This is a genomic window from Bradyrhizobium sp. BRP23 (genome assembly GCF_020194135.1).
Classification (GTDB): Bacteria; Pseudomonadota; Alphaproteobacteria; order Rhizobiales; family Xanthobacteraceae; genus Bradyrhizobium; species Bradyrhizobium yuanmingense.
In genome coordinates, this window is the sequence record NZ_JADYVW010000002.1 from 48,131 (window position 1) to 71,915 (window position 23,785).

Below are 23,785 nucleotides of genomic sequence, written 5' to 3' on the forward strand. Positions count from 1 at the left end.
TGAACAACAAGCCCGGCCATGACGAAGCCAATGCTTCAGCGCCTCAACTGCAATTCGTGACCTGGTTGGAGCACAGCGCGCGCCACCAGCCGCGGACGCCGTCGTGGCTCTCGACCAGACCCCAGAGCCCACTGCAGGCGAAGATGCGCTTCGGGCCGCCGTCGGTGCGGCCCGCCGAGCTCGCGCTGGGCCGGCATCCATTTGGCATCGATGAAGGGCGCCTGAAACAGCCCGCCCATGCGCGTGGTGCCATTGGCATAGTTCGCGCCGACCTTGTTCGAGGCGACCCAGCCGCGCCCGGCATAGGGCCTCGGCGCGCTGCGCGGATATCGCGTCTCGTCCTCATAGTCCTTGCCCGGCGGCCTCGCGTCTTCGATCAGGAACCAGCCGTCCCTGAAGCCGATGATGCGGAATTCGGTCAGCCAGCCGCCCTCGGGCGTGTTCTCGGCGCCGCCGAGCCTCAGCCGGTAGGGCGGCGGCAATGTGCCAAGCACGCGCGCCTTGATCGACGGCTCGGCGCGCACGTTGAGGCCGCTGGAATCCTTGTCGATGGACCAGGCGCCGAGATCGCAGGGCTCGGTGCCAGCAGGCAGCTTTGCGCGCTTGGCGGCGAGCTCGGCGTGCATCCCGGCGAAATCATTGTCGTCGTTATCAGGGGCCGGCCCGGTGCGCGGCTTCAGCTCGGCTGACGTCGCCCGCGTCGCGTCCGCAGTCAGCGTGACGACCAGAACCTGGCGCGCCGCAAAGACGCTCCCCGGTGTCTTCGGATCGTTCGATGTCGCGGGATAGACCGCGAGATAACCGGTCGACCCCTCGGTTCGATAAGCGGTGCCGGCAACATAGCCTGCCGGCACCAAGGCGAGCGCGCTCGCGCGCCACGCCGGTTCGCTGTCACCTGCGCGCGCGGCCTGTGCTACGGCAGACAGGACTGCCGCCGCGATGAGGAGGAGCGCACGCATCGGTGCAGCGCGTGGCTTTACGCCCGCGCGCCCGTGAACGGGAAGCTGCCCATCGGGCCGATGCCCATCTCGCCACTGATGCTGTCGCCGGAGACCGTGCCGGTGAATTCGAGCGTGAGCGGCATCGGCTTGTCGATCGAGACCTTCCAGGAGACGTTGTCGCCGGAGACGGTGCCGTCGAAGATCTCGGTGGTATTGCCTTCCGCGCCCTGCGTGCCCGTGAGCGTGCCGCCCGCAGCCTTCAGGCTCAGCGTCGCCTGGCGCTCGCCCATCGGCGTCGTCATGGTCAGATTCCAGTTGCCGTCTACGGCCATTCCCGTCTCCCGAACAGATTGCGGCGGTCCGCGACGATCCGCGGCCGTCCCTGGCCGAGCCTATAACCCAACTCGCAGCTCCTGCCTAACGCTCCGGTAGGGCATTTAGGCGCGGGCAGCGGCACGTCGGCGGTTGGTTACGATCAGCCGCAGAACGAAGTACTGCACGGCAAAAGCCAGGATCTTGGCGCCGCCTGCGACCACCATAAGATAGAACGCCCAGAGCTTCAGATCGCCGGTGGCGGCGACTGCCATCATGCCGGCGCCGATCACGAACATCAGCGCCGCCCAGGCATAGCCCGCGATGGTGACATATTCCGGGACGGTCTCGACGATGACGGACGGCATGTAGCGCAGCATCCAGCCGCGCTTGAGCATGATCGCGCCGATCGCGAAATGTGCGATCGAGGGTTTTGCCAGCATGAAGCGCGGATCGTTGGTCAGCAGCGTGATACCGCCGAGCACGATGACCAGAGCGAGGCTCGCATAGGTCATGTAGTGGAGCGGCTGTCCCTTGAGGCGCGCATAGAGCACCTGCGCGAACGCGCCGGCAATCGCCACCGCCGTTGCGAGGATCACGTTGTCGGTGAGGAGATAGACGGCCAGGAAGATGATAACGGAGAGGAGGTCGGAGGCGAGGCGGGCGAATACGTCCTTCATCGTCATTCCTGTTTCGCGGTCGTGGGCAGGGCGCAGACTGCCGCACCCTACTTGATCCGGCGATGCCCGGCATATCACTTTGTGAAGACAACCGCGCCGCTGCGACATGGCGCATGGCACCCCTCAAACCGACCAGAATGCCAGGCTAGGGCCAGCAGCGCAGGATTCGGAACCGCAATAGGCAGACCGCGATGGTCGAGACAGGGAGCCGCGCCGGCTCAACCACATCACAACGTCAAGACGACGTAAACGACCTCCAGAAAATGAAATGCTGCAACGAGCTGGCCGGTCATCTCGTCGACCAGCCCCGTCCAGGGCAGGCGCGACACCATGGGGAGTGCGGCGGCGAGCAGAAGGCCGGCCGCGAGCAGGGCGCCGCCTTCGAAGAACGTGAGGCTGCGCCGGCGCAGTCGCATCGCCAGGCATGCAAGTACGGCGCCGGCCGGGGCGAGGACAGCGATGGAGTCCGCGGTGATCGAGAGCATGTGCATCGGGCTTTCTTTGACCACGCAATATCCACGTGGATTCCGGGGTCGCGATCTCCTCGCGTCCCATTGGCGAGGGCTACGCCGCGCCGACCCAATTGCCGTGGAAGCCGTCGGGGACGCGGTGGCCGAGCTGCACCAAGGCCGCGGGGCCGGCCTCGATGTCGGTGGCATTGAACACGGCGAGATCGCTGCGGTTCTCGCGTGCGCGCCAGACCACCGCGAGCAGCCAGCCGTCGCCTTCGGCAGCATCCTTGGATCGCTCGACGAAAACAGGCTCGGAGATGGTGTCACCGGCCGGCAGCAGGTATTGGCCGAGCCGCCTGCCGTTGCCGTCGACATGGACGATGCCTGCGAGCGCGCCGAACATCGGCAATTTCGGATTGGCACAGGCGTACCAGCCGTGACGGCTCTTCAGCCCGGCGCGGCGATCGTCGATGCGCGGGAATTCCCCGGTGAGATCGTCGAGATACGTCTGCTGGAAGCGGTCGGTATTGCCTGCGAGATCGAAGGTCCAGCGGCAATGGCGGGCGCGCGATTTCTCGGGATCGGTGGGGCGGCCATCCGGATGCGGAAACAGCGGCGCTTCCTCGAACTGCATGACGTCGGCGACGATGCGGCTCCCGTCCTCCCACGCATTCATGACATGGAAGACGTAGCAGGCTTCGGCACGAAACCAGACGATGTCCTTGGCCGTGCCGCTGCGCTTCATCACGCCGACATAGGCGCCCTTGTCCGGCTCCCAGGCATAGGGCGGCTTTCCGCTCATCGCGCGCTCCATGCTGCCCGTGATCGGCAGGATCGGAAACAGCACATGGTTCGCGGTGACGATGAAGTCGTGCACCATGCTGGCATAGGGCGCCTCAAACCGCTCGAACCGCGTCGCCTTGCCTGTTGCGTCGATCGATCCGTAGGAGAGGGCAGGCGTCAGCGGGCCCGCAGCGTTGTAGCCGAAGAACACCAGCTCGCCGGTGACGGGATCGATCTTGGGATGCGCGGTGAAACTGCCGGCGACGCGGCCCTGGTAGTCGTGATAGCCGCGCGTCGCCAGCGTGCCCGGCTCGATCTCCGTCGGCAGGTGCGCTTCTTCCAGCGCCAGCAGCTTGCCGGCGTGGAAGATGATGTTGGTGTTGGCGACGCCGCCATCGGTCAGGTTTGCCGGCGCATCCGGCAGCTTGCGGCCGAAGCCGCCGAACAGCGCGCGGCCGGCGTCGTGCTCGGCGAGCCATTTCGGCGTGCGGACCCAGCGGTTGCGGTAGCTGGCGCGCCCGTTCTCGAGATGGAAGGCGTGCAGCATCCCGTCGCCGACGAACCAGTGCGCGCCGGGCGAGTCGAACTGCGGATTGGGGCCGTTGCGATAGAGCGTGCCGTTCAGCTCGCGCGGCAATTCGCCGACGATCCTCAGGAAGGGCGCGTCGGCCTCGAACGGGATCGGCGCGATATTGTTGCTGCGCTCGGCCATGGCGTCGTGCTGCACGGCGAATCCTCCCTATCTTTACATCGTAAAGATTGGATAGACCCGATCGCAGCTTTCGTCAAGCGAAATCTTTACACTGTCAATATTGCGTCATATAGCTTGCAAATGGCCAAGACAGACACCAAGGGCGACGCGGCGCGCAGCCCGCGTACCCTAAGAAAAACCACCTCGACCGCGGCATCGCGCACCGCGCGGCGCGCCAGAAGCGCCAAGACCGAGACGCCGTATCATCACGGCGCGCTCCGCGAAGCGCTGCTCGAGGCCGCCGAACGGGTGCTGGAGCGCGACGGGCTTGCCGGCCTGACATTGCGTGCGGTGGCGCGCGAGGCCGGCGTCTCGCATGCCGCCCCTACCCATCATTTCGGCGACCTGACGGGCCTGCTCAGCGAGCTCGCGGCCGTCGGCTTCCGCCAGTTCAACGTGGCAATGGCCGCTTCATCCGATGCCGCCACCACGCCGCTCGAAGCCGCGCTGGCGCGGCCGAAAGCCTACATCGCCTATGCGCAGGCCCATCCCGGCATGTACAGCATCATGTTCCGCACCGAGCGGCTGGACTATTCGAGGCCGTCGCTGCACGAGGCGGCCGAGGCCTCTTTCGCCGGACTTGCCAATGCGGTCGGCATGATGCGGCAGGAGCAGATCAGCGGCGATGCGCTGACGCTGAACCAGGGCGCCGCGATCGCACGGGCCTGGTCGCTGGTTCACGGCTTCACCATGCTGCTACTCGACGGACGGCTGAAGGACATTCTCGCGCGCCTGCCGGAGGGAACGACTACCGAGCGGCTGCTCGAGACGATGCTGACCGCTCCAGTGACCGGTAAGCTGCCCGGCTCCTGATCACCAGGTGTGACGCAACTCTTGCTTTATTCAAGCGTTGATGCGCCATGGCAAAGGCATCGCGCTCTCCCTGGAAACGTGCCAACCCCCGTAAACGCGCGGGTAAGGCATCCAAGCATCTCAGTCCTGCACAGAAATCGGCGGCGAAGGCACGCGCCCGCCGCGCCGGGCGACGCTATCCCAACCTCGTGGACAACATGCGCGTGGCAGCGAAGAAGACCTCCAAGAGGAAGACGCCTTCCAAGTCGAAATCCTCCAAGGCAAAGTCTGCGAAGAAATCTGTCAGGAAAACCGGCAAGCGTAACGCAAAGAAGACCTCAAAGTCCTCGCGCAAGCGCGTCGCCTCCGCGCGCGAAAAGGATCCGCGGGGCGGGCTGACAGCAGCTGGCAGAAAGGCTTTCGCCCGCAAGCAGGGTTCCCATCTGCGACCAGGCGTCACCAAGAAACAATCCGAGATGACCCCGCAGGAAATGCGCCGGAAGGGAAGCTGGGCGGTTCGCTTCTACGGCCGCGCCAAAGTGCCACCGCTGGTCGATGCCAAGGGTCAGCCGACCCGGCACGCATTGTCGGCACATGCCTGGGGCGAGCCTGTTCCGAGGACGGTGGCAGCGGCCAGGCGCATTGCCGCGAAGGGCGAGCGCCTGCTGGCGCGCTACCGCCGCATCAAGGACAATGCCTAGCGCATTGTCGCGAGCTCGACGGCGCGGCCGCGTGTGCCGATGATCTTGACCTCGTCCTTGCCGCAAGCGAAGCCGCGGGCGAGATCGTCGGCGGCCTTGCGCGCGAGCTCGTTCGCGTTCGGGTTGGCGATCGCGTCGACATAGGCGACGTGGCAGACCGGGCCCGGCGGCAGCCGGGTCACCACCAGCATGGCCTTGGTGTTCGGCCGCCCCTGCTTGTCGGGATCGGAATTGTCGGCGATGTGCCAGCGCTGGATGATCGCGAACGGCCTTGCGCCGTCAGCGCGCCATTCGATGGTCGTCTCCGACGAATTGAACGGGGCGAACCAGACTTTTGTCGCCGGTTCCTCAGCTGCTGCCTTGCGGTTGCGTCCGACCGCGACGATCTCGCGAAGGTCGTCCTCGGCGATCAGCACGATCAGGCCGTCCTTGCCCGGACAAACCCGCGTGCTGCTGCCGTCGAGCGCGCCGGGCTTGCCGATCTGCCGGCAATCTTTTGGTGCCGTCGAGGTGTAGCTGCTGCCCAGGGATTGGGCGTCGGCGCTGTTCAGGCCGATGCAAGCCATCAGGACGGCCAAGCCAATAGTAGTGATACGGTTCATGTGAGGCTTTGATGGACTGGGAACTTCGTTCCATCAGACGTCTTGATTGTGGGCAAGGTTCAAACAGGGTTGGGATATACCTGACAGAAGCGCGGAATCGTTCTACAAGAGCGGCTTCGCTTGGGCTCCTCCTGCCTCGTTCGCGTTCTCATTTTCTCGATCATGCCAGCCACCTCGAACAAACCTTATCGCGTCGGCCGCTCCAAGACCGGGCTCGGCCTCTTCGCCACCAAGCCGATCAAGAAGGGGACCCGGATCATCCGCTATTTCGGACCGATTCTGGACTCGCGGATTCCCGAGCACGACGAGATCGAGAACAAATATCTGTTCGAGCTCAACGGGCGCTGGACCATCGACGGCTCGGTGCGCAAGAACCTCGCCCGCTACATCAACCATTCCTGCCGGCCCAACGCCGAGTCCGACGTCCGCCCGCGCGAGCGCAAGGTGTTCATCCGCGCCATCAGGAACATCGAGCCGGGCGACGAGATCAACTACGATTACGGCACCGACTATTTCAAAGCCTATCTGAAGCCGATCGGCTGCAAATGCGATTCATGCGAGAAGAAGCGCAAGAAGCTGCGCGCCGAGGCGAGGGCCGAAGCCGCCAAGGTGAAGGCGCGGGCCGAGCGCAAGGCGCAGAAGGCGGGCGCGAAAAGCACGGCTACGAAAAAGAAGAAGCTGAACGGCAAGCACTTCCCCGGCAAGGTCGGTCGCGCCAAGGCGTAGCCTCGCGCAGCACCCACCGGCTTTCACGAGTCCCCCTGATTGATCCTCAGGCTGCCGGCTGAAATGCAGCGGAGTCTCCACCACTCCATCATTGCGAGCGAAAGCGACTTGTCCGCCGAAGCCTTGGCGAAGGCGGAAGCAATCCAGAATCCCACCGCGGAAAGACTCTGGATTGCTTCGCTGCGCTCGCAATGACGCTGTTGATACAGCGCGTTCAGATGTCGCACCGTCGCCCTGAGGCGGCCGCCTCTTCGACGGTTCTCGAAGGGCGACGGCCCGCGTGCATCGGGATCGTTCATCCTTCGAGGCTCGCTGCGCGTGCGCCTCAGGCCCCGTAGATGAATTGAGTCTTGCGAAACCCATCGCTTTTCCGCGCCACTCGCCGTACTCGCTGCCTACCGGCGAGGCGTCGGGCAAAACACCCAAAATCTGTCAATCTCGTCGCACAGAAATATATCGCTTTTCCGAATTTCGGATTTGTGGCATACGTCCGCCATCCCGGCCCTGCCAGAGGGGCGCTTCGCGATCGTCACGAGATGCGGGCCGGGGTGCGGTGGACGCGGTAGCGCCGGCGCGATTTGCGTGAGGACAGGGCGGGCAACCGTGAGTCTCAGGCGATGCGCATACGACACGGCGCGGTCAACGCGATTTGGTTGATGGTCTGGGGTGCGCACACTAAGTCCCGGGCGCCGAGGCCAAATCGTCCGCGGACGGAGGTGATGCGGCGGCCTGACCGGGTGCGCGCATCAGAGAAGCCGCAAGGCGACGGGGGCAATAGTGCAACGCTCCCCGAGGAGAGCACGAAGGACACCGTTAAAACCATCCGCGCAGGGAAGGCCGGGCGACCGGCAACACCTGTGGTCCACCCCGTGTGCATGTCCTTGTACACGGACTCGGGTGCCGCCGGCGCCCGGCCTTCCCTGCGCCCTCCGGCAACCGAAGGGCGCAAGCAACGAAGCAAAGCTCGGGCGAAATCCGCTGCGAGAACGCGAGGTCATGCATGCATCCGGATACGATCCGATATGACGAAGCCGTCGCGTTCCCCGGTTTGCGCCGCGGAGCCGCCACGAAGCGATCACGCCGCGACGGCGCGCCCGCTCCTCTTCAAGCCCACATATTGCAGCTCGGCGAATACGCCGGTGGCGATGGCTTGCGCGACGACCATGAGCTCGCCGGCGAGGTTCGGCGACACCGCGCCCGAGAGCAGCAGCGCGATGCTGCCGACGGTCCAAGCGGCATTGCCGATCACGACCAGCAGCACCAGCGACTTCGCGACCGTGGCCCGCGAGGCGAGCCAGCCGACCAGGGCGGTGTAGGCAATCAGGAACAGGCCGCTCTCGCGCAGCAGCGCTTCGGGCAGGTTGAACAGCGCAGCGAAAGCGCTCGCGCCGAAGGTGAAGCCGAGCGCGGCGACGCCGCTGAAGACGGCGTCGGCGAAGAGGGCGCGGCGCAGGAAGGTGGATGCATCGATCATCTCAGGTCTCCTTGGTTGGGCTGGGGTGGAACTTTAGCGCCGACCGCGCCACCAGGCGCGGAGCAGACGGGCGAGCCGGAACGGGCAGAGGCTCCTGCCGACGCCGTGCTCGAAGGCGATGACCTGCGCGACCACATAGTCGCCGGTCGAATGCAGCAGCGGCTCCGGCATGTTGAGGCTGCGCGCCAGCATCCGCGTTGCGAACGCCATGGCCCAGGGCAAGACGTGGTCTGCGACGGTCCGGTAGAGCAGCAATGCGATCATGGTCATCTCCTGTTGCGACCAAAGATGCGCGTGCTCGTCCCCCATTTCGATTACCTCGGTGGTAATGGAAGCGCCTAAATTCGCGTGCTAGTTTTTGATCATGAACGCACATGCATCCACCGTACGTACCGAACGCAGCCAGCCGGTCCATATCGGCGACCATTTGCGGGAATGGCGGCAGCGCCGCCGCATGAGCCAGCTCGATCTTGCCGGCGAAGCCGAAATCTCGGCGCGGCATTTGAGCTTCGTCGAGACCGGCCGCGCCGCGCCGTCGCGCGACATGGTGCTCAGGCTCGCCGAGCGCCTGGACGTACCCTTGCGCGAACGCAACGTGCTGCTGGTCGCGGCCGGTTTCGCACCGGCCTTTCCGCAGCGCCCGCTGGAGGATCCCGCCTTGAAATCAGCCCGTGCGGCGATCGACCTCGTCTTGAAAGCCCATGAACCCAATCCGGCGCTTGCGGTGGACAGGCACTGGAACCTGGTCTCCGCCAATCGCATGGTGGCGCCGCTGCTCGAGGGCATCCCGCAGCATCTGCTCGGCCAGCCCATCAACGTGCTCAGGCTCGCCTTCCATCCCGAGGCGCTGGCGCCCCGCACGGTCAATCTCGCCGAGTGGTGCGGGCATCTCCTGGAACGGCTGCACCGGCAGTGCGAGGCGACGGCCGATCCGGAGCTGATCAAGCTGTACAACGATCTGAAGAGCTATCCGATTCCGGCGCGCTCGGCGCCGCTGCCAGCCGACAACGTCGCGATCCCCTTCAAGCTGAGGCATGGCGGGGAGATCCTCAGCTTCTTCTCCACCACCATGGTGTTCGGCACGCCGGTCGACATCACCCTGTCGGAGCTGGCGCTGGAGACGTTCTTTCCGGCAGACGAGCGCACCGCCGAACGGCTGAAGCAGATGGCGGCAGGGCTGCGCTAGCGCCGTTTACACGACGGAGCGGCGCTCGCATAATCGGCGGATGGACACACGCTCCTTCCGGCGATTGCGGCCGGCCAATCCCATCGGCGATCTCCTGCGCGGCTGGCGCACCCGTCGTGCATTGAGCCAGGCGGAGCTGGCGTTCGAGGCCGGCATTTCGGTCAAGCATCTGAGCTATGTCGAGACCGGAAAGGCGGCGGCCAGCCGGGACATCCTGCTGCAGCTCGCGTCGGCGCTCGATCTGTCGTTGCGTGATCGCAATGCGCTGCTCGAGGCCGGCGGCTTCGCGCGGCAATATGGCGAGCGCGATCTGTCGGCGCCGGAGCTTGCCGAGGCGCGGCGTGCCATCGATCTTCTGCTTCTCCGTCACGAGCCGTTCCCGGCAATCGTCACCGACCGGCGCTGGAACGTGATGCAGGCCAATCGCGCCGCCTCGCGCCTGATGACCATGCTGCTTGGCCCTCTACGCATGCAGCGGCCGCTCAACCACATGCGCATGTTCCTCGCTCCCGACGAGCTCAAGCCGTTCGTCGAGAACTGGCCGATTGTTGCGGCCGCGCTGCTGGCACGGGCGCGGCATGAGGCGATGGCCGCGCCGCTCGATGAGGCCCTGCAATCGACCTGGCGCGAATTGATGCGGCTGCCGCAGCTGCCTGAGGCGACCGAGGACAACGCGGCCCCGGGGCCGCTCTGCGAGGTGCGCCTGCGCAAGGGCGATATCGGCGTTGGTTTGATCGGTGCGGTGCTGACGCTCGGCACCCCGCAGGACGTCACGCTGCAGGAGCTTCGCGTCGAGATGTTCATGCCTGTTGATGCCGCCTCCGAGGCTGCCTTGGTCGCGCTTGCAGATCAGGACGCTTGAGCCTGCACGGCTTCGCGCCGCTCGAAGCTCATCGCCTGCATCACCTCCGCGAACGGCCCGTTGCGGTCACTCAGTGTCGCCGTGGTGAGGCCCGCGCCATGGGCGCCGACGCGCGTCGCGGCGCGGATCAGGATCCATTCGCCCTCGGGCGGACGGAAGAAATAGAGGCTGATCTCCGGGTTGATGAAGGTCCATTGGCGCATGTCGACGATCTGCGCGACGCCGCTGGAGAAGTCCGCCGCCTGCACCGCCTGGAGCAGCGGCGTGTTCGGCTCGCCCTCGACCAGCGGCGCATCGAGCCGCATCCAGGCCGCCGCCGGGCCCGGCTTCTCCAGCGCGCCTTCGATGAGCCGCACCGACACGTTCTGGAAATAACGGCTCCATTTCTGCGCGAAGGCGGGCGGCGGGCTGCCGGCCTCGGGCCCACTGTCGGGGGCCAAGGGCCTTGCGAAGGGATCGATGGGCGACTCGCCGCTCGGCGCCGTCAGCAGCGCCGTGCAGCGGCCGATCTCGGTCTCGCCGTCCATCAGCCGCACCTGCAGGGTCTTGGCCTTGCGACCGTCGCGCAGCAGCTCGCTGACCGCCCTGAACAGGCGCAGGCCCGCCGGCCGCCACAGATCGAAGGTCAGACGCCGCACCGCAAAGCCGGATTTGGCGGCGAGGCGCTCGACCTCGCGGGTCATCAGCGCGGTGGTGGCGCTTCCCTGCAGCATGTCCGGCGACCACGGCCCGCCGGCATGCTCGGTGGCCCGGAACAGATCGCCTTCCGGCTCGAAAATGGCGTTCATCGCGGTCTCCTCTTTGGGCTTGATCGTGGCCGTGAGTATCGGGGCGGGGAGAACCGGTCACAATAACCGCAGAGGTGAAGTCGTGAGCCATGCAGGACGGGTGCCTTGCGCCGCCTCCGGTTCGGCCTATGTTCGGGCGGACCCTCGAAGTGCCCGAAGGAGGCGCCTGACATGAGCACGCTGAAACCGCTCCAGATCGACGTCGTCTCTGATGTGGTCTGCCCCTGGTGCTATATCGGCAAGCATCGCATCGAGAGCGCGCTGGCGCTGGTGCCTGACGTTCCGGTCAAGCTCAATTTCCGTCCCTTCTTCCTCAATCCCTGGGTGCCGCGCGAGGGCATCAGCCGCGAGGCCTATCTCACCCAGAAGTTCGGCTCGGTCGAAGCCTATAAGGGCATTGCGGGACGCGTCGTCGCGGCCGCGAGCGAGGAGGGGCTCGTCTACAAGCCGGAGCTCGTGGCGCGCCAGCCCAACACGACTGACTGCCACCGCCTGATCCTCTGGGCGGAAGCGATCGGCAAGGCGCCTGAGATGAAGCAGCGCCTGATGGAGCTGTACTTCCGCGATGGCGGCGATCTCACCGATGTGAACGTGCTGGTGCAGGCGGCCGCCGACATCGGCCTCGATGCCGACGACGTGCGCAAGCGCCTCGCCACCGACGAGGACGTCGCGCGCGTCTCGGCAGATGCGCAGGAAGCCGCCGACAAGGGCATCTCCGGCGTGCCGACCTACGTCTTTGCGCAGAAGTACGCCGTCTCCGGCGCGCAGGATCCGAACCTGCTTGCCCGCGCCATCCGACAGGTCTCCGAGGAGATCAACGCGCAGGCGGCGGAGTAGCTTTTTATTTTCGGAGCCGGCGAACCACGCCGCGCGCGGCCTCGTGCGCGGCGTTGAGGCCGACCAGCGCGCCGTGAATGAGCGCCACGACCGGGTCGTGCCGCCGCAGCGGGATCAGCACATCGCCGATGGCGAGGCGTCCGCGCCAGATCGGGTTGATCATGGGGTGATCGGCATTCGCCGTCGAGTCCGCGCTGGCGACGGCGGGGTCGGCGCAGAGATGGCGGGTGAGGTCGAGCGTGAGCTGCACGCCCGGCGAATATTTTGCAAAGCGCTCGTCGATCCCGAGCTTGAAGAAGAAGGCACGATCCTGATGGCGCAACACGATGCCGGCGGCAATCGGCGTCGCGCCGGCGCGAAGGGTGACGATCTCGCACTGCGCGGTCTCTGCCAGCGCCGGCACGGCGCGGCGAATGAAGGTCGCGTCGCCCGGATGCTGGACCAGCGCGGTGCCCCGCTTGCCCTTCCAGCCGCTCGCTTCGAGCTGCAGAAAGGTTTCGAGCGCACGTCCGATCTGGTCGGAGCTGCGCGCGATCTCGAACACGACGGGGCCGTGCTCCTCGAGACGGTGACGCTGGCGCCGCAGCTCCTTGAGCTTCTTGGCGCCGAGCGCCTCGCGCAACAGCGTGTCGCCATCCTGCGTCGCATCGAGGCTGGCGCGGATGTAGGAGCTGAGGATTCTCGGCTTCAGGCCGTCGCGCTTCAGCACCTGGTTGAGTGATGCCATGGCTGCGCCATCGAGCGCGACGTCGGTCAGCACGAGCGCATGCGCGCCGGCCTCGCGCGCCTGCTGCAGCAGACGCGCAGCGGCTTCGAGCGGAGCGTCGCGGTCGAGCAGCGGGCTGCACAGCGTGCCATAGGGATGCGCGCTCACCAGGGCGGGCAGGGGGATCTTTAGGGCGCGCCAGAGTGAGACCACCGGCATCAGGCCGATCAGCCGGGCCGAAGTGCCGTCAAATGCGGACAGTGCCGAGGCATCCGTGCGACCGCGCGCAGTTGCGCTGACGGCGAGCTCCCAGGCGGGCAGGTAATATCCGTTCGGCTCGATCGCCCGCTGCGCCAGCGCGCGCCATTGGCCGGTGTCGACGGCCGCAAGCGGAACAGGCGCGCGCGCCATCGCGGCATCCCTTGCCGATGCCGGATTGATCGCAGCCTGATGCGCGATGTCGACCACGTCCCGTCGTCCCCGTTCACACGAGCTGGGGCCCGATGCCACCGGCCATGCTTAGCGCAAAGATTGGAAAATACCGTTGGCACGCCGCTGCAATTCGAGCGGTAGTGTTAACATTCCATTCAGCATCGGGCCGGGGGTGACCCTGAGGAATCGTGGCTAGTCTCCCGGCACGAAATGATCGCGGGTGCTCGCGCGGCCGCCGCTGGCGGTATCGGTGATGGTGATCTCGATGTCGCGGGAGGTCTTCGGCAGGTCGCTGGGCCCGACCTGTACCGACAGCCTGACCTCGCGGGTCTGATCCTGCCCGACCTCGATGATGGGCTTGCCGCCAGGTTCCGCCTCGATGCCGGCGACGCGAATGGTCGCGCCCGGCAGACCGGAGACTTCGAGCGCAAACGATCGCTGTGCACTCTTGTTGAGGATACGCACGGTGTAGTCGTTGCGCACGCCGCCGTCCGAAAGCTGGACGAAGAGGGGATTGCGCTCGTGCAGTACGTTGACGTCCATCGTCGCGCGAGTGGCGAGAGTGTACAGCATGATGCTGCCCACAATGGCGATGGCCGCGGCATAGATCAGCGTGCGCGGACGGATGATGCGGTAGATCGCCGGCTTGCCCTCGCGTCGGCGCTGCATGTTGATGTCGGTGTCGTAGCCGATCAGGCCCTGGGGCCGGCCGATCTCGCGCATGACGTTGTCGCAGGCGTCGATGCACAGGCCGCACTGGATGCAGCCGAGCTGGATGCCGTGGCGGATGTCGACGCCGGTCGGGCAGACATTGATGCACTGATGGCAGTCGACGCAATCGCCGGCGGGATCGCCATGGGCGCGCGCGGCATCCGCCTTCTTCACCGACATGCGCGGCTCGCCGCGGTCACGCCGATAGGTGACGTTGAGCGCCCATTCGTCGGTCAGCGCTGCCTGGATCCGCGGCCACGGGCACATGTAGATGCACATCTGCTCGCGGGCGTGACCGGCAAAGACATAGGTCGTAGCGGTGAGGATGCCGATCCAGAGATAGGCGATGAACGGGGCCTGGAAGGTCGCGAGCTCCTTCACCAGCGTCGGCGCGTCGGAAAAGTAGAGCACCCAGGCGCCGCCGGTCCACCAGGCGATCATGATCCAGAGGAAGTGCTTGAGCGCGACCTTGCGAAGGTGGTCGAACGTCCAGTAGCGCTTGTCGCCCTGCATGCGCTCGCGCCGGTCGCCCTCGACCCAACGCTCGACCGCGTAGAACAGGTCGGTCCACACCGTCTGCGGGCACATGTAGCCGCACCACAGCCGTCCCGCGACCGCGTTCATCAGGAACAGAATCATCGCCGCGATGATGAGGAGACCGGTGAAATAATAGACCTCCTGCGGCCACAGCTCGATGAAGAAGAAGTAAAAGCGCCGATGCGGGAAGTCGATCAGCACGGCCTGGTCGGGCAGGCCGGGTCCGCGATTCCAGCGCACGAACGGCAGCAGGTAATAGGTTCCGAGCGTGACGCACAGGATCGCCCATTTGATGCGGCGGAAAGGGCCATTGACCGACTGCGGGTAGACCTTCTTCCGCTTCTCGTAGAGAGGCCCCTCGATGAAGGTGTCGTCGGTCATCCCATGCTCCCCGCGTTTTGCGAAGGCGAGAGTCCGACTTGCCGGCGCAGAAGAGCCGGCAAAGAATCTCCAGCACTGCGCGGACTTTCGGGCTCGCGATGTTGTAGTATATCGTTTGGCCGTCCCGCTTTGGTTTGACCAAGCTCAATGCGCGCATCTTTCCGAGATGCTGGGATAGCGCGCCCATGGTATTTGCGCCCTACGCAAGGGCGCTCTCGCTCAGGAGAGGTCATGGTCACGACGTCTTTTACGCCGATCGCGTCGCTCGTTGGCGGTGCGATGATTGGCCTCGCGGCCGTTCTGCTGATGTGGGCAACGGGTCGGATCGCCGGCGTCAGCGGCATCGCGGCGCGGCTGTTTCCGCCCTATGAGGACAGCGAACTCGCTGGGCGCCTTGCCTTCGTCGCCGGTCTTGCTGCTGCGCCCGTGCTGGTCCGGCTCGTCACCGGAGGTCTGCCGGAGCAGACGATCGCGGCGGGGCCGGCCCTCCTGATCATCGGCGGATTGCTCACGGGTTTGGGTTCGGTGTGGGGCAGCGGCTGCACCTCGGGCCACGGCGTTTGCGGCCTGTCGCGGCTGTCGGTGCGCTCGCTGGTTGCGACCATCACCTTCATGGCCGCCGGCATGGCGACTGTGGTCTTGATGCGGCACTGGAACTGACGGCGATGGCAATCCTGGTTCAATTCGCGATTGGGCTGATCTTCGGCCTCGGCCTCATCGTCTCCGGCATGTCGAACCCCGCAAAGGTGCTGAACTTCCTGGACGTCGCCGGCATTCAGGCAGGGACATGGGATGCAAGCCTCGCCTTCGTGATGGCGGGCGCGGTGGCCGTGACCTTCGTCGGCTTCAGCCGCGTTCTCAAGCTTCCGCGTCCATTCTTCGCTGATCGATTCTATTTGCCGACGCGGCGAGACATCGATCCCAGGATCGTCGCAGGTCCGGCGATCTTCGGCATCGGCTGGGGGCTGGTAGGCTTTTGCCCGGGGCCGGCGCTGACCGCGCTCGGATTTGGCTCGCTCTCCGCCGTCATCTTTGTCGTGGCGATGTGCGCCGGCATGGTGCTCGCCCGCTTCATCGCTCAGCTGCCGTCATCGACGCGCTACATCACGCCGGCCGATCCACTCGAAACCTGAGGTTACGGGACCGGGCGAATAGTCTCGCCCGGTCTCCGACCATCAAGCCTTCATCGCTCACCAGCTACCGACGCCGACGCTGACGCCGGGCGCGCGAATGCCGACGCCGGCGCGCGGGCCGTCATCGTAGTGGCGATGATAGCTCCGGCGCTCATAGTAGCGGTCGCGCGGCATGTAATTGTAGGAATCGCGCACGATCACGCGCGACCCGCCCCGCGTGCGATAGCAGCGACCATCCTCGTCGCAGACGAGTCGCACCTGCTGCACGAGATCCGGATTGGTGTATTCGCTGGTCGTATAGATATCGGAAGCCTTGGCCCCCGAGGCGGCGGCCAAGGCCCCCACGCCTGCCAGCAGCGCAATAGTCAACGTCCTCATCATGTCCTCCTCGAAACTGCCCTCGGCGGTAACAAGAAGGGGAGGCGGTGATCGTTCCGGGTCATCTACAGGTTTTTCCCGGAACCTGTCGTCAGGGGCGGGTTCCTAGATCGGCTCGTAAGTCTCCGTGCCGCAGATGTCGTCGGCGTCGGCGCGCCGGCGGTCCACGACCCTGCCGTCGTTGATCGTCACGATGTAGGTCTGGGCGCCGAGCGACGTACCGGTCGCCGAGGTGAGCTGCGCGCGGACGCACGCGGTCCAGCCCGGTCCTCGCAGCTCACGATGCGGCGGAGCGACGTGAACCTCGCGCGGATAGGACGTTGCGAGAAAGACGACGTCGATCTGCTCGCGCACCACGCGCTTGACGTCGGGCGGCGCTTCCGGCGGCTGCTCGGGCTCCTTCATGCGCATGAATTCCGGCACCGGTGCGCGGCTGTCGGCAAAGCCGCAGGCACCGAGCGCAAGCGCGCCAATGAGCAGCGCCGCATGAGCAATGATCCGCAACATCCGTGAAAGGTCCCCTGCGGGCAGACAGATAGGCACGAATGCGATCGGACGAAGTCCAGGCCGATCAAGATTTGCTGAGGTCCCGGAACCCGGACATCGCTATTCCGCGATTGGAGGCTGGCTTGTACCCCAGAGGTGGGGGATTGCGGTAATGCGGATTCTGGTCATCACGCCGCCGTGCTGGCGCTGAGGGCCGCCTCAGCGCAGGCGCAGTGCCCGCCCAATGACCGCGTCGAGTCGATCGACGTTGCGGGGCTCATCATCGCTCGCGGGTGTTACGCGCGTGATTGCGAGCCAGTCATGATGGTGGTGTGCACGCGATGCGAACCTTCGTTCACATCGCGCCCGCTATTGCACGAAAGCGAGGCCGACGCGCTTGTCGCTGCGCCAAACTGTGCGACAATGCCGTACGAAATGGTCACAGGCGATCGAGAGCGTGACCGATTGCGGCAACATGACGGGAGTGTCGAGGTCGATCGCCGCGCCGCCCGCCGACATGTTTCGCACCGTGCAAGGAATGCCGCTGTTTTCGAACGTGATCTTTCCGCCCTTGAAAACACGGTGACGTTGCGATGTGCGCTTCTCAATCATCTGCATCAGTCCTGCCGATGAGTATGAAGTAGTGCATAGAAATTACGTTGAACTAAACTCAATACTGGCGCTACTTGCACGGCGTTTCAGACTTTGTTTACGACGTTAGAGCGGCGAGCCGCTCGTGCGAACCTGCCCAAAGAGCCTACCCAAAGAGCCTACCCAAGTGCCTTTCCTTTATGGCGTGACACGCCGATGGAGATATTGATGAAGACTTCGCTTTCGATTTTGTTCGCCGCAGCGCTCTCGCTGGCCTCGATGCCCGCCCACGCCGTCAAGTGGGACCTCTCGACCATGACCTGCAAGCAGTTCCTCGAGAGCGGCGAGGACAACATCGGCGTCGTGCTGACCTGGATGGACGGCTGGTACAAGGGCGACGAGGACAACGCGATCATCGACACCGACATCTTCATCGAGAATGCCAAGAAGTTCGGCGCCTATTGCGGAAAGAATCCGACCGTCAGCGTCGTCACCGCGGCCGACGAGATCCTCGGCAAGTGACATTGCCGGCGCAATGACGGCAAGCGCGATCGCGCTTGCTGTCCCGACATGATTTCCATCGAGAGCCGCGTCGAGCCTTGCGCTTCGCGCGGCTCTCTTGTTTTCAGGGCGCGTTCACCCCGGCAGCATCGCGAACGCGCTCGACACCATCGCGGCCGGCTTGCCGTCGGCGGCCGAGAGCAGCGTGACGCGGCCAAAGCTCATGGTGCGCCCGAGCCGCACCACGCGCGCGTCCGCCAGCACGTCGGACGCGGCGATCGCGCGCATGAAATGCGTGGTCTGATCGACCGTGGTCATGGGACGGTAGCCGCGATTGGCCGCGAGGATCGCGATCACCATTGCGGTATCGGCGAGCGCCATCAGGGCCTGGCCGCAGACCACGCCGCCATTGCGGCACAGCCGCTCCGAAAACGGCATGCGCAGCAGCGCGCCGGGCTGCCAATCCGGGACGTCTGCGGGCGGCACATGCTCGATGCGCTCGACCGCGAGGTTGAGGTCCTGGACCCAGGGCGCAAAGACCTCGCCGAGGATGCGTCTGGCGTCGGCGAGGCCGAACTCGGCTTCTGGCTGCGTTTGCATTGCTGTCGCGCTCTCCTGTGTTGCCGGATGTTTCACCGCATTGTGCGCGCATCCGCGAGGCAAAGTCACCCGGTCTGGCGCCGGCCGCCTCGGCTTGAAAATGCCTGACTTGGCCCGATATGATGCCTGGCTTGGGTGGGGGTGGATGATGTTGCGTCGCTGTATCCTCGTCTTTGGCATGGGCCTGCTCGGTCTCGCGCTGAGCGGGTGCACCAAATGCGGTCCGATCTGGGACGATTGGCTGCAGGCGCCCAAATCATGCCGATCGGATCGGCACTAGCTGCCACCGGGTCGTGACCGGGCTGACGAGGATGACACGGCGCGGGGCGATCCGCGCCTCATGAAAGACTTAAGGAGTGGATGATGAAGCTTTTCCGTTTGGCCGCGGTGCTGGCCGTGCTGGCGGGACCTGCCTACGCGCAAATGCCCAACATCAATTTGATGCAGGATGCCCCGAGCAAGTCGCCGGAGGAGAAGGCCATCGAGGCCGAGCGTGAGAAGGCCTACAAGGAAACGCTGAAGAAGATTCCGGATACCAAGGCGTCCAGCGATCCCTGGGGCGGCATGCGCGCCGAACAGCCGAAGCAGCCGGCGGCGCCGAAGGCGTCGGCCGCGACCAGTGCGCCGAAGAAGGCCAAGAGCGGGACGGCCGCCAACTGACCCGTTCCGGGGAGGCACAATGCTCCTCGGAAGGACTCCTCTTGATCCGGCCCGCGCCCTACATTGTCGGTAGCGTAGTGCGCAGAGGAAGGCAGGACATGGCCGATCGTCCGCGGGATCTCGCCGAGCGGATGGCGCGCCGGCGCAAGGCGGCCGGCAAGCCCGGCCAGTCCGCCGGCGATGGCTATCTGCGCGAGACCTTCACGCTGCCGCGGGCGGCGGCACGGGAGCGGGCGCAGGCCTTCTTCGCCCGCTACCCCAAGGCCGGCTATATGAGCGAGGTCGAGACCTGGCGCGAATTGCCCGGCGGCGATATCGAGTTCACCATGCGTCGGCTGCCCAGCGCCGACTGACGCGCGCTATGACGCAGAAGGCGAAACGGTTCAGGCCGTCTTTCGCCCGATCGCCTTCAGTTCGCGGTCGATGCGCAGCTGCACGCGCCGGATCGCCAGCAGGTCGATCCTGGTCTCGGTCTTGCCGGTCTTGATTCGGTCGCCAATGCGGAACTGCCATTGCCAGATTCCGGGAATCGCCGTCTTGGCGATGGTGAACTCGACGCCCCTGTGATTCATGGTCACCTCCCACGATTCACCCTTGTGCCTGCAAACATGTTGGTCGTCGCAATATTCCGCGGGCAAGAAAAATGTCGCCCGCGCCTCCGTGGTTCTCCGACCATGAACAAAGTTCCTGGAGCCCGGCCGGGGTGCATCCGGCGGTCCCGCATCGCGGTTCCAATCGAAGCGCCGGATCCGCTCGACGGCATGTGCCTTGCTTGCCGATCACGGGCAAGCAACCATGGGCGCCTCATGCTCGGCATTCCCCGCCGCTACTCGCATTTCGTCTTCGGCATCATCCAGTCCGGGCTGACCTCGCTGATCGCGGCGGGGATCGCCAGCTTTCCCGCCGGCAGCCCGATGCTCTTCGTGCGGCACTGGATGGTGTCCTGGCTGATCGCATGGGCTGCGATGCTGCCGGTCGTGCTGCTGGCGGCGCCCGCGATCCGCGCCTTCTCGCTGCGCCTGACGCAGGAGGAGCAGGAGCCCCGCGCTGGCCGGTAGCCGGGCGACCCTAGCCGGCTGGCTGACGACAGCCTGACAGGCGGACCGCCGGCAGGTGCGCGATCGAAAGGCCGCACACTGGCCCCGTACCGGTCCCAATTTCGACATGCGTCCGCACCACTGCGGACACACCCGTCGGCAAGATTTTATCCGTTCGGCGCAGCCATGGGGGAAACGTGGCGCGCCGGAAACGGGGTGGCATCATATGGATAACGTAGAGCGGTCATTCGCCGCCGCGACGGCGGCTGGCTTCGTCGTGCTGGTGATAGGTCTGGTTTTGCTGGCGGTGCTCTAGCAGGCGCTGCTGCAGACGGAACTGACGTGCTGGGCCGTCCTATCGAAGGCGCCGGCGCGCCTTGCCTCTCAAAAGTGGCAAAACAACCCCATGCACAGTAGGGGTCCTGGCGATTTCATCGCTTCGCCAAGGGGTTGCTGGTAGTATTTAGCTACCTGGTGCATCCGCGGTCGCGGCGCCCCGACCGGCGATGCCGATCGGAGGTTCCGGGCAAGGAACAGAGCGGAGTGCCGCATCGCGGGCGGGCCTGGCCCGCTCCGGACGGCGGTCCTGGCAGTGCCTAATGAACCTTGATCTCGTTCAGCGGCAGACGGAGCTCGGCGGCGCGCTCTTCGCGGTCCTTCTTGCGGAACTCGTTTTCCTTGCGCTCGAACTTCACCATCTCCTCGTGGGCGGCGTCCAGCAGCGGCTTTCGCCTCAGTGTGTCGTGGTGCGTGTCGTTGTTCGTCATGACCAGAGATCCCCAAAAGTTGCGGTCCCATCCCCACAGAAGGCCCGAGACCGCGAAAGGTTCGGTGCCGTAGGATTACGGAAACATGACGGCGCCCCGGTCGCGCGTCGTTGATCCCGGTCATGTTCGCTTCGAGGAACCCGGCGCAGGCCCGGCTATTTCGGCGGCTGCAGCCCTGGCGATTTGACCCAATCGTTCAGATGATTGGCAACGTCGGCCTGGCGCGCCTTCTTGAGCAGCGCGTCCCGCTCCGGCCCGGGAGGTAGCTTGGACGCCTGCTCGCGGACCTGCTTCACCCATGCCGACAGCCGGTCCTGAAGGGTCAGTTGCTGCTTGAAACGTCGTCGCTTCAACATGGCGCGCTCTTTCCTTGCGAGGAGGCGGGAGCGCGAGGTCAGCGTTCTCATCACCGATAGTGGCCAGGGTCCGCGCGGTGATGATGCATTAGGATCCAGAAATGGATCCGCGTCTGTTCAGTTGTGCACTCAGTGCCTACGGCGTGACGATCCAGCATGGCAGGTTCGACCAGCTCCGTTGTCTCTTGGTCCAGTTAGAAAGACAAATCCGCAAAAGAACATATTGCGAACTGAGAACAAATGGGGTACATTGCTTTTATCGCCGAGCTGCCTCGCAACCGTTTGTCCCTCACGCGAATCCTCGCCATAAGGAGCACGACCCAATGTCCGCAACTGCCCTGCGTATCGTCGAAGGATCCTCCATGGACAAGAGTAAAGCTCTGGCCGCCGCGCTCTCCCAGATCGAGCGGCAGTTCGGCAAGGGCTCGGTGATGAAGCTCGGCAAGAACGACCGCTCCATGGACATCGAGGCGGTGTCCTCCGGCTCGCTCGGGCTCGATATCGCGCTCGGCATCGGCGGCCTGCCCAAGGGGCGCATCGTCGAGATCTACGGGCCGGAATCGTCCGGCAAGACCACGCTGGCGCTGCATACGGTGGCGGAAGCGCAGAAGAAGGGTGGCATCTGCGCCTTCATCGATGCCGAGCACGCGCTCGATCCGGTCTATGCCCGCAAGCTCGGCGTCAACATCGACGAGCTCCTGATCTCGCAGCCCGACACCGGCGAGCAGGCGCTGGAGATCTGCGACACCCTGGTGCGCTCGGGCGCGGTCGATGTTCTCGTGGTCGATTCGGTGGCGGCGCTGGTGCCGAAGGCCGAGCTCGAGGGCGAGATGGGCGATGCGCTGCCGGGACTTCAAGCACGGTTGATGAGCCAGGCGCTGCGCAAGCTCACGGCCTCCATCAACAAATCCAACACGATGGTGATCTTCATCAACCAGATCCGCATGAAGATCGGTGTGATGTACGGCTCGCCGGAAACCACCACCGGCGGCAATGCGCTGAAATTCTACGCCTCCGTCCGCCTCGACATCCGCCGCATCGGCGCGATCAAGGAGCGCGACGAGGTGGTCGGCAACACCACGCGCGTCAAGGTGGTCAAGAACAAGCTGGCCCCGCCGTTCAAGCAGGTCGAGTTCGACATCATGTACGGCGAGGGCGTCTCCAAGATGGGCGAGATCCTCGATCTCGGCGTCAAGGCCGGCATCGTCGAGAAGTCCGGCGCCTGGTTCTCCTATGACAGCCAGCGCCTCGGCCAGGGCCGCGAGAACGCCAAGGCGTTCCTGAAAGGCAACCCCGACATCACCGCCAAGATCGAGACCGCGATCCGCCAGAACTCCGGCCTGATCGCCGAGCAGATCCTGGCCGGCACGCCGGAGCGCGACGCCGACGGCGAGGAGCCGGCGGACGAGTAAGACCTAACGCGAAAATTTTTCGCGAGGAGCGGGCACTGAGGACGTTGAGTTGCCGACGTCTTCGGTGCCCGTTTCGTGTTGCGTGAGGGCGCGTCGACGATGAAGCGTGTGATTCTGACTAGTTCGTCCGGCGTTGGTCTCACCTATGCCGGTCGTGCTGACATGGTCGTCCCGTTGATCTTTCGGTTCGTTTGGGGGCCGTTGCCTACGTCGCACCACCTCGAGGACTATCTTACGGGAGGCTATTACAGGGGCGATCCGGAGGTGCGGTGGTCCGATCTTGTTGGCCGGTTGCCTCAGACCGGTCTCGCGCACAAGGAGACTGGCCTGGTTTGGTTTTGCGAGACCTATGGCGTCGAGTTCATCGAGCTGTGGTTCGACCCTGAGCCTAACAGTCAATTGCAACTGATCTGGATCCTGGACTATTTGCGGTCCCATCCATCGATCACCCATTGTCTTAGACTGCGACGAGTCAATTTCGATCTGCGCGAAGCGGACGGCCCGCAACTTCGCGATCGTACGGTGCGGGAATCGGAGATCGCAGAGTGCGACTTCGAGATAGCCAACATGGCCTGGGAGGCGTATCGGGCGCCGACGCCTGAACTTTGCTTCGGGTTGCTGACAAGGGATTTACCCAGGCTACCTTTCCTGAAGCCGGCTCTGGAAGCGTTGCTAGCTGAACTGCCGTCACCAATCACCGGATTGGGCGCGACGGAGGCGCGGCTTATCGAGCTGATTGCAAGGGGGCACAACCGTACAAAAGAACTGTTTCAGCCGGGCGGGCTGCTCGAAACGCGCGTGTTCGACCAGTGGGAGCTGGGTCCGTTGCTCGAAGGGCTTGCGTCGGGCCCGATGCCGGCGGTCGCAGGTCTCGATCCGAAACTCGCGACGCTCGCCCCGCACGATGCGCGAGGTCGCAACGCCGCCTATCGTCGGAGCCGGTTGTCGCTGACCGAATTTGGCAAAGCGGTTCTGGAAGGCCGCGAAGATTTCCGTCGCCACAATCCGATTCGACGTTGGTGGGGCGGCACGCTTCTCACCAATGAACGGTTGTGGCGGTGGGATCGCGAAAGCCGGCTGTTGGTTCCGCCGTAGGTTGGATTCGTAGCGTGGATTAGCCGAAGGCATAATCCACCACTGTTCGTATCGGTGGAGAGAGAAGAGGTGGGTTACGCCTCGCGGACTGCGCTTTGCGCAGCCGCGAGGCTAA

At 65.0% G+C, this 23,785-nt stretch carries 33 protein-coding genes and 2 pseudogenes; 14 read left to right on the plus strand and 21 right to left on the minus strand.

Annotation, left to right across the window (positions count from 1 at the left end; genetic code table 11):
• Nucleotides 1-43: 43 nt before the first annotated feature.
• From I6F24_RS04415 to I6F24_RS04435, 5 genes and pseudogenes are all read right to left on the minus strand, one after another.
• Nucleotides 44-959 (minus strand): annotated as a pseudogene (locus I6F24_RS04415) (SH3 domain-containing protein).
• A 17-nt stretch (nt 960-976) separates the two neighbouring features.
• On the minus strand, nt 977-1,273 hold the full coding sequence (locus I6F24_RS04420; RefSeq protein ID WP_036013050.1) for a hypothetical protein: 297 nt from the start codon (nt 1,271-1,273) through the stop codon (nt 977-979).
• Between the two features lie 105 nt (nt 1,274-1,378).
• A complete protein-coding gene (locus I6F24_RS04425) occupies nt 1,379-1,933 on the minus strand; it encodes a septation protein IspZ (protein ID WP_225151175.1) in 555 nt (184 codons plus the stop codon).
• 227 nt (nt 1,934-2,160) lie between these two features.
• Nucleotides 2,161-2,424 carry a hypothetical protein gene (locus tag I6F24_RS04430; RefSeq protein ID WP_225151522.1) on the minus strand — a complete coding sequence of 88 codons (264 nt, stop codon included), beginning with the start codon at nt 2,422-2,424 and terminating at the stop codon, nt 2,161-2,163.
• Nucleotides 2,425-2,497: 73 nt separating this feature from the next.
• Complete coding sequence (locus I6F24_RS04435) at nt 2,498-3,895, minus strand: carotenoid oxygenase family protein (protein WP_225151176.1); 1,398 nt, start codon at nt 3,893-3,895, stop codon at nt 2,498-2,500.
• A 105-nt stretch (nt 3,896-4,000) separates the two neighbouring features.
• Here I6F24_RS04435 and I6F24_RS04440 point away from each other — a divergent pair, with 105 nt between their 5' ends.
• The gene (locus tag I6F24_RS04440; RefSeq protein ID WP_225151178.1) at nt 4,001-4,732 is read left to right on the plus strand and encodes a TetR/AcrR family transcriptional regulator; all 732 of its coding nucleotides are present in this window, start codon (nt 4,001-4,003) and stop codon (nt 4,730-4,732) included.
• 175 nt (nt 4,733-4,907) lie between these two features.
• Here I6F24_RS04440 and I6F24_RS04445 read toward each other — a convergent pair whose 3' ends face one another.
• Nucleotides 4,908-5,141, minus strand: coding sequence for a hypothetical protein (locus I6F24_RS04445; protein ID WP_225114263.1), 234 nt, complete (start codon nt 5,139-5,141; stop codon nt 4,908-4,910).
• Here I6F24_RS04445 and I6F24_RS04450 point away from each other — a divergent pair.
• On the plus strand, nt 5,107-5,412 hold the full coding sequence (locus tag I6F24_RS04450; RefSeq protein ID WP_225125314.1) for a DUF6321 domain-containing protein: 306 nt from the start codon (nt 5,107-5,109) through the stop codon (nt 5,410-5,412). The two genes, I6F24_RS04445 and I6F24_RS04450, sit on opposite strands and share 35 nt — an antisense overlap.
• Here I6F24_RS04450 and I6F24_RS04455 read toward each other — a convergent pair.
• Entirely contained in the window at nt 5,409-6,014 is a 606-nt protein-coding gene (locus I6F24_RS04455) for a hypothetical protein (RefSeq protein WP_225151181.1), read from the minus strand. The two genes, I6F24_RS04450 and I6F24_RS04455, sit on opposite strands and share 4 nt — an antisense overlap.
• A 162-nt stretch (nt 6,015-6,176) precedes the next feature.
• Here I6F24_RS04455 and I6F24_RS04460 point away from each other — a divergent pair, with 162 nt between their 5' ends.
• Nucleotides 6,177-6,740: an SET domain-containing protein gene (locus I6F24_RS04460; RefSeq protein WP_225114251.1), complete on the plus strand. Its 564-nt coding sequence runs from the start codon at nt 6,177-6,179 to the stop codon at nt 6,738-6,740.
• Between the two features lie 23 nt (nt 6,741-6,763).
• Here I6F24_RS04460 and I6F24_RS04465 read toward each other — a convergent pair whose 3' ends face one another.
• The 3 genes from I6F24_RS04465 to I6F24_RS04475 all read right to left on the minus strand — a co-directional run bounded on the left by I6F24_RS04465 (nt 6,764) and on the right by I6F24_RS04475 (nt 8,478).
• Nucleotides 6,764-7,039 carry a hypothetical protein gene (locus tag I6F24_RS04465; protein WP_141697703.1) on the minus strand — a complete coding sequence of 92 codons (276 nt, stop codon included), beginning with the start codon at nt 7,037-7,039 and terminating at the stop codon, nt 6,764-6,766.
• A gap of 776 nt (nt 7,040-7,815) precedes the next feature.
• Complete coding sequence (locus I6F24_RS04470) at nt 7,816-8,214, minus strand: hypothetical protein (protein ID WP_225151183.1); 399 nt, start codon at nt 8,212-8,214, stop codon at nt 7,816-7,818.
• A gap of 33 nt (nt 8,215-8,247) precedes the next feature.
• Entirely contained in the window at nt 8,248-8,478 is a 231-nt protein-coding gene (locus I6F24_RS04475; RefSeq protein ID WP_192893150.1) for a hypothetical protein, read from the minus strand.
• 100 nt (nt 8,479-8,578) lie between these two features.
• Between I6F24_RS04475 and I6F24_RS04480 the strand changes: the two genes are divergently transcribed.
• Nucleotides 8,579-9,400, plus strand: a complete 822-nt coding sequence (locus I6F24_RS04480; RefSeq protein WP_225151185.1) for a helix-turn-helix transcriptional regulator — start codon at nt 8,579-8,581, stop codon at nt 9,398-9,400.
• Between the two features lie 40 nt (nt 9,401-9,440).
• Nucleotides 9,441-10,262: a helix-turn-helix transcriptional regulator gene (locus I6F24_RS04485; RefSeq protein ID WP_225151186.1), complete on the plus strand. Its 822-nt coding sequence runs from the start codon at nt 9,441-9,443 to the stop codon at nt 10,260-10,262.
• Here the strand turns inward: I6F24_RS04485 and I6F24_RS04490 are convergent.
• Nucleotides 10,250-11,050, minus strand: coding sequence for a thioesterase family protein (locus I6F24_RS04490; protein WP_225124717.1), 801 nt, complete (start codon nt 11,048-11,050; stop codon nt 10,250-10,252). The two genes, I6F24_RS04485 and I6F24_RS04490, sit on opposite strands and share 13 nt — an antisense overlap.
• A 171-nt stretch (nt 11,051-11,221) precedes the next feature.
• Here I6F24_RS04490 and I6F24_RS04495 point away from each other — a divergent pair, with 171 nt between their 5' ends.
• Complete coding sequence (locus I6F24_RS04495) at nt 11,222-11,887, plus strand: DsbA family oxidoreductase (protein WP_036043828.1); 666 nt, start codon at nt 11,222-11,224, stop codon at nt 11,885-11,887.
• 4 nt (nt 11,888-11,891) lie between these two features.
• Here I6F24_RS04495 and I6F24_RS04500 read toward each other — a convergent pair whose 3' ends face one another.
• The 3 genes and pseudogenes from I6F24_RS04500 to I6F24_RS04510 all read right to left on the minus strand — a co-directional run.
• The gene (locus I6F24_RS04500) at nt 11,892-13,061 is read right to left on the minus strand and encodes a GNAT family N-acetyltransferase (RefSeq protein WP_036027878.1); all 1,170 of its coding nucleotides are present in this window, start codon (nt 13,059-13,061) and stop codon (nt 11,892-11,894) included.
• Nucleotides 13,062-13,217: 156 nt separating this feature from the next.
• Nucleotides 13,218-14,654: a cytochrome c oxidase accessory protein CcoG gene (gene ccoG, locus I6F24_RS04505; protein WP_036027877.1), complete on the minus strand. Its 1,437-nt coding sequence runs from the start codon at nt 14,652-14,654 to the stop codon at nt 13,218-13,220.
• Between the two features lie 43 nt (nt 14,655-14,697).
• Nucleotides 14,698-14,835 (minus strand): annotated as a pseudogene (locus tag I6F24_RS04510) (transcriptional regulator); the annotation flags it as partial.
• Between the two features lie 50 nt (nt 14,836-14,885).
• On the opposite strand from I6F24_RS04510, the gene I6F24_RS04515 reads away from it, so the two are divergent.
• A complete protein-coding gene (locus I6F24_RS04515; protein ID WP_036027876.1) occupies nt 14,886-15,314 on the plus strand; it encodes a YeeE/YedE family protein in 429 nt (142 codons plus the stop codon).
• A 5-nt stretch (nt 15,315-15,319) separates the two neighbouring features.
• Nucleotides 15,320-15,787, plus strand: a complete 468-nt coding sequence (locus I6F24_RS04520) for a DUF6691 family protein (RefSeq protein ID WP_036013015.1) — start codon at nt 15,320-15,322, stop codon at nt 15,785-15,787.
• Between the two features lie 57 nt (nt 15,788-15,844).
• Here the strand turns inward: I6F24_RS04520 and I6F24_RS04525 are convergent, their stop codons facing one another.
• The 3 genes from I6F24_RS04525 to I6F24_RS04535 all read right to left on the minus strand — a co-directional run bounded on the left by I6F24_RS04525 (nt 15,845) and on the right by I6F24_RS04535 (nt 17,269).
• Nucleotides 15,845-16,168, minus strand: a complete 324-nt coding sequence (locus I6F24_RS04525) for a hypothetical protein (protein WP_036013014.1) — start codon at nt 16,166-16,168, stop codon at nt 15,845-15,847.
• 102 nt (nt 16,169-16,270) lie between these two features.
• Nucleotides 16,271-16,672, minus strand: a complete 402-nt coding sequence (locus tag I6F24_RS04530) for a hypothetical protein (protein ID WP_036027875.1) — start codon at nt 16,670-16,672, stop codon at nt 16,271-16,273.
• A 348-nt stretch (nt 16,673-17,020) separates the two neighbouring features.
• Nucleotides 17,021-17,269, minus strand: coding sequence for a PilZ domain-containing protein (locus I6F24_RS04535; protein ID WP_225147583.1), 249 nt, complete (start codon nt 17,267-17,269; stop codon nt 17,021-17,023).
• Between the two features lie 201 nt (nt 17,270-17,470).
• Here I6F24_RS04535 and I6F24_RS04540 point away from each other — a divergent pair, with 201 nt between their 5' ends.
• Nucleotides 17,471-17,764, plus strand: coding sequence for an HdeA family protein (locus I6F24_RS04540; protein ID WP_036013032.1), 294 nt, complete (start codon nt 17,471-17,473; stop codon nt 17,762-17,764).
• Between the two features lie 114 nt (nt 17,765-17,878).
• On the opposite strand, the gene I6F24_RS04545 is transcribed toward I6F24_RS04540, so the two are convergent.
• Complete coding sequence (locus tag I6F24_RS04545) at nt 17,879-18,343, minus strand: PaaI family thioesterase (protein ID WP_036027874.1); 465 nt, start codon at nt 18,341-18,343, stop codon at nt 17,879-17,881.
• Nucleotides 18,344-18,706: 363 nt separating this feature from the next.
• On the opposite strand from I6F24_RS04545, the gene I6F24_RS04550 reads away from it, so the two are divergent.
• Nucleotides 18,707-19,003, plus strand: a complete 297-nt coding sequence (locus I6F24_RS04550; RefSeq protein WP_036013030.1) for a hypothetical protein — start codon at nt 18,707-18,709, stop codon at nt 19,001-19,003.
• 98 nt (nt 19,004-19,101) lie between these two features.
• Complete coding sequence (locus I6F24_RS04555; protein WP_036013009.1) at nt 19,102-19,356, plus strand: hypothetical protein; 255 nt, start codon at nt 19,102-19,104, stop codon at nt 19,354-19,356.
• 30 nt (nt 19,357-19,386) lie between these two features.
• Here I6F24_RS04555 and I6F24_RS04560 read toward each other — a convergent pair whose 3' ends face one another.
• Nucleotides 19,387-19,575 (minus strand): hypothetical protein, encoded by a 189-nt coding sequence (locus I6F24_RS04560; protein ID WP_109143203.1) that lies wholly within the window; start codon nt 19,573-19,575, stop codon nt 19,387-19,389.
• A gap of 234 nt (nt 19,576-19,809) precedes the next feature.
• Here I6F24_RS04560 and I6F24_RS04565 point away from each other — a divergent pair, with 234 nt between their 5' ends.
• Nucleotides 19,810-20,061, plus strand: a complete 252-nt coding sequence (locus I6F24_RS04565; RefSeq protein ID WP_109143204.1) for a DUF2798 domain-containing protein — start codon at nt 19,810-19,812, stop codon at nt 20,059-20,061.
• Nucleotides 20,062-20,636: 575 nt separating this feature from the next.
• On the opposite strand, the gene I6F24_RS04570 is transcribed toward I6F24_RS04565, so the two are convergent.
• Together I6F24_RS04570 and I6F24_RS04575 are read right to left on the minus strand one after the other, a co-directional pair.
• Entirely contained in the window at nt 20,637-20,807 is a 171-nt protein-coding gene (locus tag I6F24_RS04570; protein WP_109143205.1) for a hypothetical protein, read from the minus strand.
• 155 nt (nt 20,808-20,962) lie between these two features.
• Complete coding sequence (locus I6F24_RS04575) at nt 20,963-21,163, minus strand: hypothetical protein (protein ID WP_109145725.1); 201 nt, start codon at nt 21,161-21,163, stop codon at nt 20,963-20,965.
• A 323-nt stretch (nt 21,164-21,486) separates the two neighbouring features.
• Here I6F24_RS04575 and recA point away from each other — a divergent pair, with 323 nt between their 5' ends.
• Entirely contained in the window at nt 21,487-22,575 is a 1,089-nt protein-coding gene (gene recA / locus I6F24_RS04580; protein WP_027577058.1) for a recombinase RecA, read from the plus strand.
• Between the two features lie 99 nt (nt 22,576-22,674).
• A complete protein-coding gene (locus I6F24_RS04585; RefSeq protein WP_225151188.1) occupies nt 22,675-23,670 on the plus strand; it encodes a hypothetical protein in 996 nt (331 codons plus the stop codon).
• Nucleotides 23,671-23,785: the final 115 nt, after the last annotated feature.